Origin of the sequence: Bacillus thuringiensis, from assembly GCF_001182785.1 — a bacterium.
GTDB lineage: Bacteria > Bacillota > Bacilli > Bacillales > Bacillaceae_G > Bacillus_A > Bacillus_A thuringiensis_S.
Window position 1 is genome coordinate 404,156 of record NZ_CP012099.1, and the last position, 14,219, is coordinate 418,374.

Genomic DNA, 14,219 nt, shown 5'->3' on the forward strand with positions numbered 1-14,219 from the left:
AATAAAAAACAAAGTGAAGGGGAGAAAGAATGATTCGTATTGAGTATGATCGATTAGTAGCTATTTGTTACAGTATAGGGGTTTTGTTATTATTAAAAATTCCAAATGATAATGAATTAATTGGGGAAAAATTATTCAATGTCTATAAGGTTCCGATACATACGTATGTTTATATGGATTATAAAGTCTCAAATATATTGATTGTTTCTTTCACACTACATGTAATTGCATTTATATTATTTTTAAAATGGCTAGGAAAAAAGGAGTCTAGTACATTTAGAAAAATGAATAAGATAAAAGTAGTAGGCATTAGTATATTGATTTTAATGATGCCGTTTATTTTAAATAACATCATCCAAACATTGAATAAAACATGGTACTACGCAGGAAAAACAGGGGTAGAAGCAATAGAATATAAAAAAGAAGATAGCCAGTGTAGGATGGAGAAAAATGGAGAGGGTATCGAACCAAAGTGCATTGTTACTTTAAAAAATTATCGTAATCATTCACAAGCATTAAAAGTTGTTTTATATGATAATGCAAACGAGAATTCAAAAAGTTATTCAGTACCGAAACCAGTCTATTTACAAAAACACGAGACAAAGCAATTCGAATTTCAAGTTCCTGTTTCTTATAATAGAGGTATTGAAAAAGATACAGTACCAAATATTAAATTACATTCATTGCATGAAAATGATACGAAGTACAATTAATCTGTAAGTAAAAGTTTATGAGTAGGAGCAATAATTTGAAACGATATAGAAAATCAACTTGAATCATCCAACATACTGCAAGGTAACGGTATATTGGATGATTTTTTTATGTTATCCCCTTGTTTCACGTATGAAAAGGAGGAATACTTTGTTGGAAATGAAAAATATCACAAGGATCATACATAGTTTTCACCTTACGCAATCTGTGAAAGTTAGAGCCATAATAACTAGTTTGCCAATTTTTAATGTCGATATCGGGCCAGTTCACATAGTCACCTAATGTATAAGGATCTAAGCTTTCTCGTAAATCTTTAACCCAGCGTATATTTCGATTTTCTTCATCATCGCATTTCCAAGAGGTAATGTATTCTTGAGCAATAATTGCTTTACGATGAAAATAAGCCGTTTCATTCGGCGAAATATTTTCAACAGCACCTATGAGTGATTGATGCCAAATACTAGCATCTTTATTTGGGGCATGAGAAAGAAAGTATTGCATGAGTTGAATGCCTTTAAGGGGAATAGGTTTATAGACATAGGAACCAGAGCGCTTGAAATTTTCAGGGATGTTACCGCCATTAAAAAATTCAACAGCCTTTATATAAGGAACTTCTTCTATAAAGAGAGAGGGGCTACCAGTTTCAAGAAGAGGGGATAATAAGGAATGGAGTTCAGAGGGAGAACCGACAAACTCGCCTTGTGCTTCGATTTTATTTTGTTGCTTGGCGAATAATTCGATCGATGAAGTGAGACGTTCATCTATATAAGGTGCCCAGTTTTGCCACGCTTGAAATGCAGCAATAAAGTCTTCCCATTCCCATGTAATTGAGAAAATTGATACATTTTTTATCGGGTGGACTCGAAAAGTTAAGGAAGTGACAATTCCGAAGTTTCCACCACCGCCACCACGGCATGCCCAAAAAAGGTTAGAATTTTCTTGTTCATTTGCACGAATGAGTTTTGCACCAAATTTTCCACACGCTTGTACCATTTCCACTTCCATTAGTTGATCACATGTTAATCCAAATAAGCGCGAAAGCATACCAATACCACCGCCAAGTGCTAATCCAACAATTCCGACGCTTGCACTTGTACCAGCAGGAATTGTAACACCGTAATTCCAAAGCTCTTTATAAACAGTGCCAAGATTTGCACCAGCCTCAATTGTTGCTGTTAATTTATCTGTATTAACAGTAATGCGATGCATTTCACTCACATCAATAATAAGTCCTCTATTTAAAAGAGAAAAATTTTCATAGCTATGACGTCCGCTTCTTAACCGAAATGGTATATGACGTTCACGTGCCCATTTTAAGGCGTTACAGACATCCTTGTTATTTTGACAAAAAACAATAATACAAGGGAGTTTTGGAATACTTAAATTTAAATTCATTCGGGCTACGTCGTAGTCAGGATCTGTGGGAACAACGATACGACCTGTTAATTTTGTTTGCTTCAATTTATTACTCCTTTCTAAAATAATCAGAGCTTTTTATTAATATATGAAAAATATCTGTAATACGCGTGGACAAGGAGAGGTGAAGAATGAGATTTACCTTTGTGAGAAATAAATAAAGCATAAGAATAAAGAATCTACATAGAGTTCAATGAAAACAGTTGCAAACTGTTCATATTTTGTTATGATAGTGTTACGAAAACGTTTGCATAAAATTTCCGATGGGATGCAAAAGGAGAGAAGGACTATGAATAAGACATGGTGGAAAGAAGCGGTTGCTTATCAAATTTATCCACGAAGCTTTATGGATTCAAATGGTGATGGTATTGGAGATTTACAAGGTATTATTGCAAAACTGGATTATTTAAAAGATTTAGGTATAGATGTAATTTGGATTTGTCCAATGTATAAGTCACCTAATGATGATAATGGTTATGATATTAGTGATTATCAAGATATTATGGATGAGTTTGGTACAATGGCAGACTTTGATGCTTTACTAGATGAAGTTCATAAGCGTGATATGAAGCTTATTATTGATTTAGTTATTAATCATACGAGTGATGAACATCCATGGTTTATTGAATCACGTTCATCTAAAGATAATCCGAAGCGTGATTGGTATATTTGGCATGATGGTAAAGATGGTGCGGAGCCAAACAACTGGGAAAGTATTTTTAATGGTTCGGCATGGGAATATGATGAAGAAACAGAACAATATTATTTACATTTATTCTCACGTAAACAACCAGATTTGAACTGGGAGAATAAAGAAGTTCGCGAAGTACTATATGATACGGTTAATTGGTGGCTTGATAAAGGTATTGATGGTTTCCGCGTTGATGCGATCAGTCATATTAAAAAAGAAGAAGGCCTCAAGGATATGCCAAATCCAAAAGAGTTAAAATATGTGCCATCTTTTGATAAACATATGAATGTGAAAGGTATTCAACCTTTATTAGAAGAGCTAAAAGAAAGTACATTCTCTAAGTACGATATTATGACTGTTGGTGAAGCAAATGGCGTTAAGATTGAAGATGCTGAGCTTTGGGTTGGAGAAGAGCAAGGTAAGTTCAATATGGTATTCCAGTTTGAACATTTAAGTTTATGGGATGCAGAGAAGAAGAAAGACCTTGATGTTGTAGGATTGAAAAAAGTATTAACGAAATGGCAAAAAGGATTAGAGAATAAAGGATGGAACGCTTTATATATTGAAAATCACGATAAACCACGTATCGTTTCAACATGGGGAGATGATAAACAATATTGGCGTGAAAGTGCAACAGCTCTAGGAGCGATGTATTTCTTTATGCACGGTACACCGTTTATTTATCAAGGACAAGAAATTGGTATGACAAATGTTCAGTTACCAAATATTGAAGATTACGATGATGTAGCAATTAAAAATTTATATCGCGAGAAAATTGCAGAGGGCGTACCACATCAAGATATGATGGAGATTATATGGGCTTCTTGCCGCGATAATTCACGTACACCTATGCAATGGAATGATGAGGTGAATGCTGGTTTCACAACAAGTACACCTTGGTTTAGCATGAATCCAAATTACAAAGAAATTAATGTTGAAAAGCAAAAAAATGAAGAAAAGTCTATTTTCAATTTCTATAAGAAAATGATTGCCCTGAAAAAAGAGCACGATGTACTGAACTATGGTACGTACGATTTACTTTTAGAAGACGACCCACAAATTTATGCATATACACGTACATTACAGGATGAAAAAGTCATTGTAATTAGTAATATCTCAAAAGAGGAAGCTGTGTATAATGAGGGTTCATTTGCACTAGAACGCAAACGTTTGCTTTTAAATAACTATGAAGTTGCGGAACATGAAGAAGTAACAACAATTGCTTTAAAACCTTATGAAACAAGGGTTTATCGCATTTCATAATAAAAAAGGATGCTCTTTGAGCATCTTTTTTTATGAAAAAAAATAAATTTCTATTGCAAAGTGAAAACGCTTTTATTAAAATAGATTTATGAAAACGGTTGCGTAAAGATAAAAATAAAGTAACATAAGGAATCGTTTTCATAAAGGGAACAGAAATTATAATTTAAATCATTATGTTGTTATAAATAAAGGGGAGGAAGAACAGATGAAAATTACGTCTTTTGATTTTTGGCAAAAGTTCGGGAAAGCGTTATTAGTTGTTGTAGCCGTAATGCCAGCAGCTGGTTTAATGATTTCCATCGGTAAGTTAATTGGTATGTCTGCTGGGGATATTAACGCAGTTCACACAATCGCTCGCGTAATGGAAGACATCGGTTGGGCAATCATTACAAATCTACACATTTTATTCGCAGTAGCAATTGGGGGATCTTGGGCGAAGGATCGTGCAGGTGGTGCATTTGCAGCACTATTAGCATTCGTCTTAACAAACCGAATTACAGGAGCTATATTTGGCGTAAACGCTCAAATGTTAGCGGATTCAAAAGCGACAGTTTCTTCAGTAATAGCAGGAGATTTACTTGTAAAAGATTACTTTACTTCTGTACTTGGTGCACCAGCATTAAACATGGGAGTTTTCGTGGGGATTATCACAGGTTTCTTAGGAGCTAATCTATATAACAAATATTATAACTATAATAAACTGCCACAGGCATTAGCATTCTTTAATGGAAAACGATTTGTACCATTCGTTGTAATTCTTTGGTCTACAGTTACTGCGATTGTATTATCACTTCTATGGCCATTCATCCAAAGTGGGTTAAATGAATTTGGTCGCTGGATTGCAGCTTCAAAAGATAGTGCACCAGTTGTTGCACCGTTTGTATATGGAACGTTAGAGCGTTTATTATTACCATTTGGTTTACACCATATGTTAACGATTCCGATGAACTATACAGAGCTAGGCGGAACATATACGATGCTAACTGGTTCAAAAGTTGGACAAGTTGTAGCAGGACAAGATCCATTATGGCTTGCATGGATTACAGATTTAAATAATTTATTAGCAAATGGAGATACGAAGGCATATAACGATTTATTAAATAACGTTGTACCAGCTCGTTTCAAAGCTGGACAAGTTATCGGCTCAACAGCAGCGTTAATGGGGATTGCATTTGCGATGTTCCGTAACGTTGATAAAGAAAAGCGTGCAAAATATAAACCAATGTTTTTATCAGCAGCATTAGCAGTATTCTTAACAGGTGTAACAGAACCAATTGAATTCATGTTCATGTTTATTGCTCCAGTATTATATGTTGTATATGCTATTACAACAGGACTTGCATTCGCGCTAGCTGATTTAATTAACTTACGTGTTCATGCATTTGGATTTATTGAGTTAATTACTCGTACACCAATGATGGTTAACGCAGGTTTAACAAGAGACTTAATCAACTTTGTTATTGTTTCATTAGTGTTCTTCGGTCTTAACTTTACACTATTTAATTTCTTAATTAAAAAATTCAATTTACCAACACCAGGGCGTGCAGGTAACTATATTGATAATGAAGATGAGGCATCAGAAGGAACAGGAAATGTACAAGACGGTTCATTAGCAACAAAAGTTATCGATTTATTAGGTGGAAAAGAAAATATTGCTGACGTAGATGCTTGTATGACACGCTTACGTGTAACAGTAAAAGACTTAGATGTTGTTGCACCAGAAGCACAGTGGAAACAAAATGGTGCTTTAGGGCTTATTGTAAAAGATAAAGGTGTACAAGCGGTATATGGTCCGAAAGCTGACGTATTAAAGTCAGACATTCAAGATATGTTAGGTGCGTAATAATATGAAATTGCTAACTTTAAACTGTCATTCTTGGCAAGAAGAGAATCAAATAGAAAAGATACAATACCTTGCTAAAGTAATTCAAGAAGAAGAGTACGATGTCATCGCATTGCAAGAAGTAAGTCAGTCCATACAAGCTGAAAATGTATGCGGTAACAAGAAAGAAGATAATTTTGGACTTTTACTATTAGAAGAGTTAAAAGCGCTACATGTAAAAGATTACAATATTACTTGGGATTTCTCTCATATTGGTTATGACGTGTATGAAGAAGGATTAGCGATTATAACGAAGCATAATATTATAAAAGAAGATACGTTCTTCATTTCAGAAAACGAGGATACAACGTATTGGAAAACGCGTAAAATTGTAAGTACAACAATTGCTTATAATGGTAAGAATATAACGTTTTACTCTTGCCATCTCGGTTGGTGGAATGATGAAGAAGAGTCATTCGAAGGTCAAGTCGATCGTTTGATGGAGCGTGTAGATAGCAATAAGCTCGCCTTCTTAATGGGGGATTTTAATAACAATGCTCGCTTGGAAGGCGAAGGTTATGAGTATATGATGCAAAAAGGGTTGTATGACACATATGAATTAGCAATAGAGAAGGATGAAGGAACGACTGTCCAAGGCGAGATTGCTGGTTGGGATGAAAATAAACATAATTTGCGAATCGATCTAATATTGTGTAACCAAAGTAAAAAAGTTCATTCTTCAAAAGTTATTTTTAATGGTACAAACAGAAATGTAATTTCAGATCATTTCGGTGTAGAGGTTCAATTGGATATATAATAGAAGAAATCCTCACAGAGAATAAAAGCTGTGAGGATTTTTTTTAGGAATACAAGTATTTCCAAGAGAAAATACTTGTATTTTTTATGACATTTCATATATATTTGTTATTATTGAATGTAAAACCGATTTGGTCATTTTGTATTCATACTTTGACTCACTTCGTTATATAATAAAGTAAGTGAAAGTTAATGGGAAAAAATAGTACGTTTTTGGTTAATACACGATGTAGAAAGTGATATAATTGCAAAATGCATGTATCATTTTCTAAAGAAGGAAAAATATATAATTAGGTGATAACTTCTATGAAACAGATTTGGCGTATTTATAAGACAGATTTACGGAATGTAGCCAAACATTGGGCTGCAATTGTTATTGTTTTAGGATTAATGATTTTACCATCGTTATATGCATGGTTTAACATTAAAGCTTCTTGGGATCCGTATGGAAATACAAAAGAGGTTCCCATTGCAGTTTCTAACCAAGATGCAGGTTCTAATTTAAGAGGGAAAGATATTAATATCGGGAAAGAGATTGTAGACTCCCTTAAGAAAAACAAAAATCTTGGCTGGAAATTTGTAGATGAAAAACAAGCAATTTACGGAGTTGAGCGTGGGGATTATTATGCAAGTATTACGATTCCAAAAGACTTCTCTGAAAAAATTGCAACTGTTCTGGATGAAAATCCTAAAAAACCAGAACTGGATTACTATGTGAATGAAAAAGTAAACGCGATTGCACCGAAGATTACAGCAAAAGGTGCATCAGGTATTACAGAAGAAATTAGTAAAAACTTTGTAAAAACAGCAAACGGTGAGATTTTTAAAATTTTCAATGACCTTGGAATCGATTTAGAAACAAACTTACCAAGTATCGAAAAAGTAAAAGATCTTGTATTTAAGTTAGAAGCGCAGTTCCCAGAAATGAATACACTTATGGATAAGGCATTAGATGATGCAACTCGAGCAGAAGATGTTGTGAAAGTAGCGCAAAAAGAGTTGCCGGTTGTAGAAAGTGTTATGAATGATGGGCAAGAAGCGTTAGGGAATTTAGATAAATTCTTTGCGAGAAATGATGAAACATTGCAACGTGCCCCAGGAACTATTAAGAATAATTTAATGGTAATGCAAAAAGGTTTAGATGGTGCGGCGGCAATTACGGATTTCTTAAAAAATCCATCATTTGATTCTAATCTGACACTTCCAGATCCAGCTAAATTCCCAGTGTTGCCTAATATAACTATTCCGCAAGTACCACAAATCCCAGAAATTCCAGCTTTACCGCAAGTGAATGGTGAGGGGTATAAAAATATTGCTAAAAATATTAATCAAACTGTAAATAATGTTTTTAGTTCGATACGTGTCGGAACAACTTATGCACAAGGTGTTATAAACGGGTTGCAAAATGGTAATTTTGATCCAGAAAAAGCGAAGCAAGATCTTAATAAGGTTTCTGAGACGCTGCAAGGTCGTGCAGATAGTGTTTCATATTTAATTGATGTCTTTACTAAATTTAAAGAGTCTGCATCAACTGATTTTGGAAAAGAATTCTTCCAAAAGAGAATAGAAAAATTAACAAACCTTAAATCAGCTATTGAAAATGCAAATGGTGGCGTTAAAGATATTGCCAATATTATTGGTACAGGACAAGAAGTGAAACAAGATGTAAGAGACGCTGCTAATAAAAAGTTAGATGCAATAAATAACTTGGTAAATCAAGCAGAAGCAGATTATAACGCTACGTTTGTAGCAGATTTCGAAAAAGCAGTAAGCACAGCTGAGCAATTGAAAAACACAGCTGAAAATGTAAAAGAAGATGCTCAGCAACTAAGAGGTAATTTAAATCAAGATATCAAAAAAGCAAATGAGTTAGTAAACCAAACAAATGAAGCATTAGACAGTGGTAGAGAAAAATATGATAAAGCTGTAAATGATTACAGTAGATTAAAAACGGAGCTTGAAAAAGCAAGAGAAGACTTAAGTAACAAAGGTGTTAATGGATTAGATTCTACAAAAGTAGCCTTAAATGATGTGAATGGACAGTTCAAAGCAGGATGGAATTTAGTTAATGACATGATTCCAGTTCTGGAAAGTACAAATAAAGTGTTAGCTGATGTGAATAGTGATAAAAATCTTAATGGCACAATCGCTAAGTTAAATAAAGTAAAAGATGGTTTCCAAAAAGGAATCGATTTAACTGATAAAGGAATTGACGCTATTAATAAAGGTCAAAAACCAGCAGCAGATGTTATTGAAAGTATTAATCAAGTGTCTAAAAGTGTTTCGGGCCAAATTGGTGACATTTTAGCTAAATATGACTCAGAAATCACTCCAAATTTCAATGCAGCAATTGCTCGCACAAAAGAGATGTCTAAAAACACATCTCAAATTTTAAAAGAGGCAGACAAAAAGCTTCCAGATGTTAAAAAATTACTAGAAGATTCATCAAAAGGTTTAGTAGATGGTAAAAAGAAATTAGCAGACATTAAAGCTGAAATGCCAGCTACTGAGAAAAAGATTAAAGAATTAGCAGATAAAATTCGTGATTTTGAATCTGAAGAGGATTTAAAAGACATCATACGCTTATTGAAAAACGATGTTGAGAAGCAAAGTGATTACTTTGCGAATCCAGTCAATTTAAAAGAGAATAAATTATTTGCGATGCCAAACTACGGTTCAGCGATGTCACCATTCTATACAGTGCTTGCATTATGGGTAGGCGCATTATTAATGGTTTCATTATTAACGGTAGAAGTACACGAAGAGGGCGCAAATTATAAGAGCCATGAAATTTACTTCGGACGTTTATTAACATTCTTAACGATAGGTCTTTCACAAGCGTTTATCGTATCGATGGGAGATATATTCTTACTCGGTACGTACGTAGTCGATAAGTTCTGGTTTGTATTATTTAGTTTATTTATTGGTGGAGTCTTCGTTTGCATCGTATACTCACTCGTTTCTATTTTCGGAAACGTTGGGAAATCGATGGCGATCATTTTACTTGTATTGCAAGTAGCAGGGTCGGGCGGAACATTCCCAATTCAAATGACACCGAAATTCTTCCAAGCAATTTATCCGTTCTTACCGTTCACATACGCAATTAGTGCAATTCGTGAAACGGTTGGCGGAATGCTTTGGGATATCGTAATAAGAGATTTACTTGTGTTAAGTGTTTTCGTAGTAGTTATGATCGTTGCTGCGTTATTACTGAAAACACCAATTAACAAATCAAGTGAAAAATTTGTTGAGAATGCAAAAGGAAGTAAAATTATTCATTAAGAAAAAGGTTCCTACCGAGAGCGGTAGGAACCTTTTTGTTTAATCGAACTTTAATTTTTTTAATGCGTCTGCGAACGGGTTGTTTAATGGTTCTTCTTCTTTTTTCTGTTGTTTCATATATTTTTGAACGTCACGTTTATCAGCTTTGTTTCCAGATTCTTTTTTACGTCGCTCTTGGAATGTTGATAATTTCTCGCGATAGCCACATTTACATGCAAAGATTTGACCTGCACCTTCACCACGTAATTCTAATTTCTTCTTACATTGCGGACAGCGAGCGTTTGTTGTACGAGATACATTTTTACGATGACCACATTCACGATCTTGGCATACGAGCATTTTTCCCTTTTTGCCGTTTACTTCTAGCATTGGTTTGCCGCAGTCTGGACAAGACTTCGTTGAAATGTTGTCATGTTTATATTTTTTATCACTCGATTTAATTTCAGAAACAATTTCTTTCGTATAGTTCTTCATTTCCGAAATGAATACTTCTTTCTTGAGTTTTCCTTTTGCAATTGCCTCAAGTTTTTGTTCCCACTCACCAGTTAGTGTAGGTGATTTTAATTCTTCTGGTACTAAATCAAGTAATTGACGACCTTTTGATGTAATGTGAATATCTTTACCACGTTTTTCAATTAAGAAAGAGTTGAAAAGTTTGTCGATAATATCTGCACGTGTCGCTACAGTACCTAATCCACCAGTTGACTTTAACGTATCAGCAAGTTGTTTATTTTGAGTATCCATATATTTTGTAGGATTCTCCATTGCTGAAAGTAAAGTTGCTTCATTAAAGCGTGCAGGTGCTTTCGTTTGACCTGATGTTTGCATAATTAACTTTACAGTTAATGTATCGCCTTTTTCAATGCGAGGTAGAAGCTGCTCCTTTACGTCATCAGTTACATCATCGTCTTCAAATCGATTTTCGTATACTTCCTTCCAACCAGCATGTAAAATTGTTTTTCCGCGTGCAATGAACGTTTCACTACCAACTTTAGTACGTAATGTTAGTTGCTCGTATTCGAATGCTGGGAATAAAACAGCTAAGAAACGTTTTACAACTAAATCATAAATTTTGCGTTCTTTATCTGTGAATGCTGAGAAGTTAACGTATCCTTCTGTTGGAATAATCGCATGATGATCGCTTACTTTACTATCATCAACAAATGATTTGTTAGGTTTGATAGGCTTTTGTAATACTTTATGTGCGAAGGGACGGTATTCTCCAACACCACATGCTTTTAGACGTTCTGGAAGTGTTCCAACGATATCAGATGAAATGTAGCGTGAATCTGTACGAGGGTACGTTAGCACTTTATGCTGTTCATACAATTTCTGCATAATATTTAATGTTTCTTTGGCAGAGTAACCGAACTTTTTATTTGCATCACGTTGCAATTCAGTTAAATCGTAAAGACCAGGAGAGAATGATTTCTTCTGTTTCTTATCAATTTCCACAACAGTAGCATTTTGTTTATCTAAACTTTTTACAATACCATCAATTTTTTCTTTATTAAAACTACGGCTATTGCCATTTGTATCTTGCCAAGTAAGTTTGAGTTTCTCCATTGTTTGAGCTTCGATGCCGTAGTAAGTTTGTGCTTTGAAGTTTTTTATTTCATCCTCACGACTAGCGATCATAGCAACAGTAGGAGTTTGCACACGGCCGCAATTTAACTGGGCATTAAAGCGAGTTGTTAAAGCGCGAGTTGCATTAAGACCGATATACCAGTCAGCTTCTGAACGTGCAACTGCTGAAGCGTATAAATTGTCATAGGCTTTACCTGGTTTTAAATTTGCAAAACCATCTTTAATTGCTTTATCGGTTACAGAAGAAATCCATAAACGTTTGATTGGTTTATTTAGCTTAACTTTATCGATAATCCAGCGTGCGACTAATTCCCCTTCACGTCCAGCGTCTGTTGCTACAATAATTTCATTTACATCTTTTCTAAGTAGCTGACTTTTTACAGCATTAAATTGTTTACCAGTTTGTTTAATAACCGTTAATTTCAAACGCTCCGGTAGCATCGGTAAATCTTCTAAATTCCACTGTTTATATTTCACATCATAGCTTTCTGGATCTGCTAATGTAACGAGATGACCTAAAGCCCAAGTTACAATATATTTACTACCCTCAAGATAGCCGTTTCCTTTTTTATCACACTTCAGTACACGAGCAATATCTCGTGCAACGGAAGGTTTTTCAGCGATTACAACGCTTTTTGACATATTAAAAACATCCTTTCAAATTTCCATAAGTTAAATATAGCATACATCTTCTTGAGATTCAGTTTCGCTCCATATTTGAGCTGTTTTTAATGGAATGAACAAAACCCCCACTGATTAAAGTTTCACTTTATCCCGCATTAACGGGCAGTAAGATCCCCACCTCAAAATTCAACGAAAGCAAATAAGTTAGGTGGGGGAACAACTGCCCGTAAAAGCCTTCACTTTATCAGTTGCTCCTATATTAAATAGAAAAGTAAAGAACTTGTTATTTTACTAGAATAAGAGTAGACTTTGAAGTAGATGAATAAGAAACACATGGGAGTTTGTGGATACAAACTGAGAGGATGACTACTAGTCCGTCATTGACCATTTGAACCTGTTGGATAATGCCAGCGTAGGGAGAGTGTAAAAGCACATGTTCAGGCACTTTGCGTACGCGCAAAGTGTCTTTTTGTGTATCTCCCATCATTATAGTTAGGAGATGAAAAGGATGAATATGAAAGAAATTAGTAAAGTAGTGGATTTGGTGAGAGAATCTAATCCGTTAGTTCATAATATTACAAATGTTGTTGTAACAAATTTTACTGCTAACGGTTTGTTGGCACTTGGGGCATCGCCTGTAATGGCGTATGCAAAAGAGGAAGTAGCAGAAATGGCTAGCATTGCTGGAGCGTTAGTATTAAATATGGGGACACTTCGTCCTGAGGAAGTAGAAGCGATGTTACTCGCTGGTAAATCAGCAAATGTGAACAATGTGCCAGTACTATTTGATCCAGTTGGTGCAGGAGCAACTTCGTATCGAACAGAAGTTGCGAGACATATTCCGGCTGAAATTGATTTAGCAATTATCCGCGGAAATGCGGCTGAAATAGCAAACGTTATTAATGAGAAATGGGAAATTAAAGGGGTAGACGCTGGTACTGGAAATGGAAATGTTGTAAGTATTGCAAGGCAGGCAGCAGATGAACTAAATACAGTTGCGGTCATTACTGGAAAAGAAGATGTTGTTACAGATGGAGAGCGAACTGTTCTTATTCGAAATGGTCATCCTATTTTAACAAAAGTTACGGGAACAGGGTGTTTACTAACTTCGGTAATAGGAGCATTTGTAGCAGTTGAAAAAGATTATGTAAAAGCAGCAGTAGCCGCATTAACGTTTTATGGTGTAGCTGCAGAACTGGCAGCTGCTAAAACAGTAGAAAAAGGGCCAGGTAGTTTCCAAATTGAATTTTTAAATCAATTAGCGAATACAACTTCAGCTGATATGGAGAAGTATGGGAAGATTGAGGAGTTAGAGTAAGGGGGATGAAACACATGATGCGCATTGAAACAAAGAAAATGTCTAACCTATTACAAGTGTATTTTATTATGGGAAGCAATAACTGCACGAAGGATCCTTTAACTGTATTGAAAGAAGCGTTAGATGGTGGAGTGACACTTTTTCAATTTCGTGAAAAGGGGGAAGGTTCTTTAATTGGAGAGGATAGAGTGCGTTTTGCAAAAGAATTGCAGACTCTTTGTAAGGAATATAGTGTTCCTTTCATTGTAAATGATGATGTAGAATTAGCCATTGAATTAGATGCAGATGGTGTTCATGTAGGACAAGATGATGAAGGAATTACATCTGTTCGTGAAAAAATGGGAGATAAAATTATCGGTGTATCTGCTCATACAATTGAAGAAGCACGCTTTGCAATCGAACATGGAGCAGATTATTTAGGCGTTGGACCTATTTTCCCAACGAGTACGAAAAAAGATACGAAAGCGGTTCAAGGAACGAAAGGATTAGCTTATTTTAGAGAACAAGGAATTACAGTGCCAATCGTTGGTATTGGCGGGATTACAATTGAAAATACAGCGGCAGTTATAGAGGCGGGTGCGGAAGGTGTTTCAGTTATTTCAGCAATTAGTTTAGCTGAATCGGCGTATGAAAGTACGAGAAAATTAGCTGAAGAAGTAAAGAGAAGTTTGTAAGGAAGGACGTGTAGT

At 35.1% G+C, this 14,219-nt stretch carries 9 protein-coding genes and 1 riboswitch; of the genes, 7 read left to right on the plus strand and 2 right to left on the minus strand.

Translation table 11 applies throughout. The features are described 5' to 3' along the window. Positions 1–29: 29 nt before the first annotated feature. Entirely contained in the window at positions 30–713 is a 684-nt protein-coding gene (locus tag AC241_RS02165; RefSeq protein WP_050842475.1) for a hypothetical protein, read from the plus strand. A 124-nt stretch (positions 714–837) separates the two neighbouring features. On the opposite strand, the gene AC241_RS02170 is transcribed toward AC241_RS02165, so the two are convergent. After that, entirely contained in the window at positions 838–2,172 is a 1,335-nt protein-coding gene (locus tag AC241_RS02170) for an FAD-binding oxidoreductase (protein WP_050842477.1), read from the minus strand. Between the two features lie 244 nt (positions 2,173–2,416). On the opposite strand from AC241_RS02170, the gene AC241_RS02175 reads away from it, so the two are divergent. The 4 genes from AC241_RS02175 to AC241_RS02190 all read left to right on the plus strand — a co-directional run bounded on the left by AC241_RS02175 (position 2,417) and on the right by AC241_RS02190 (position 10,001). Continuing rightward, the gene (locus AC241_RS02175) at positions 2,417–4,081 is read left to right on the plus strand and encodes a glycoside hydrolase family 13 protein (protein WP_050842479.1); all 1,665 of its coding nucleotides are present in this window, start codon (positions 2,417–2,419) and stop codon (positions 4,079–4,081) included. 205 nt (positions 4,082–4,286) lie between these two features. Beyond that, complete coding sequence (locus AC241_RS02180; protein WP_016117098.1) at positions 4,287–5,924, plus strand: PTS transporter subunit IIBC; 1,638 nt, start codon at positions 4,287–4,289, stop codon at positions 5,922–5,924. A gap of 4 nt (positions 5,925–5,928) precedes the next feature. Continuing rightward, a complete protein-coding gene (locus AC241_RS02185; protein ID WP_029441504.1) occupies positions 5,929–6,720 on the plus strand; it encodes an endonuclease/exonuclease/phosphatase family protein in 792 nt (263 codons plus the stop codon). 305 nt (positions 6,721–7,025) lie between these two features. Continuing rightward, complete coding sequence (locus AC241_RS02190; protein ID WP_029441505.1) at positions 7,026–10,001, plus strand: YhgE/Pip domain-containing protein; 2,976 nt, start codon at positions 7,026–7,028, stop codon at positions 9,999–10,001. Between the two features lie 39 nt (positions 10,002–10,040). Here the strand turns inward: AC241_RS02190 and topB are convergent, their stop codons facing one another. Next, positions 10,041–12,230, minus strand: a complete 2,190-nt coding sequence (gene topB / locus AC241_RS02195; protein WP_029441506.1) for a DNA topoisomerase III — start codon at positions 12,228–12,230, stop codon at positions 10,041–10,043. 305 nt (positions 12,231–12,535) lie between these two features. Further along, positions 12,536–12,648, plus strand: a riboswitch (TPP riboswitch). Between the two features lie 72 nt (positions 12,649–12,720). Between topB and thiM the strand changes: the two genes are divergently transcribed. Then, entirely contained in the window at positions 12,721–13,530 is an 810-nt protein-coding gene (gene thiM, locus AC241_RS02200) for a hydroxyethylthiazole kinase (protein ID WP_029441507.1), read from the plus strand. Positions 13,531–13,544: 14 nt separating this feature from the next. Next, positions 13,545–14,204: a thiamine phosphate synthase gene (thiE, locus tag AC241_RS02205; RefSeq protein WP_016083676.1), complete on the plus strand. Its 660-nt coding sequence runs from the start codon at positions 13,545–13,547 to the stop codon at positions 14,202–14,204. Positions 14,205–14,219 lie beyond the last annotated feature (15 nt).

Bases quoted from the DNA above. Each gene is read 5' to 3' on its own strand.
- AC241_RS02165 (WP_050842475.1), top strand. From the start codon at position 30: ATGATTCGTATTGAGTATGATCGATTAGTAGCTATTTGTTACAGTATA.
- AC241_RS02175 (WP_050842479.1), top strand. From the start codon at position 2,417: ATGAATAAGACATGGTGGAAAGAAGCGGTTGCTTATCAAATTTATCCA.
- AC241_RS02180 (WP_016117098.1), top strand. From the start codon at position 4,287: ATGAAAATTACGTCTTTTGATTTTTGGCAAAAGTTCGGGAAAGCGTTA.
- AC241_RS02185 (WP_029441504.1), top strand. From the start codon at position 5,929: ATGAAATTGCTAACTTTAAACTGTCATTCTTGGCAAGAAGAGAATCAA.
- AC241_RS02190 (WP_029441505.1), top strand. From the start codon at position 7,026: ATGAAACAGATTTGGCGTATTTATAAGACAGATTTACGGAATGTAGCC.
- topB (WP_029441506.1), bottom strand. From the start codon at position 12,230: ATGTCAAAAAGCGTTGTAATCGCTGAAAAACCTTCCGTTGCACGAGAT.
- thiM (WP_029441507.1), top strand. From the start codon at position 12,721: ATGAATATGAAAGAAATTAGTAAAGTAGTGGATTTGGTGAGAGAATCT.
- thiE (WP_016083676.1), top strand. From the start codon at position 13,545: ATGATGCGCATTGAAACAAAGAAAATGTCTAACCTATTACAAGTGTAT.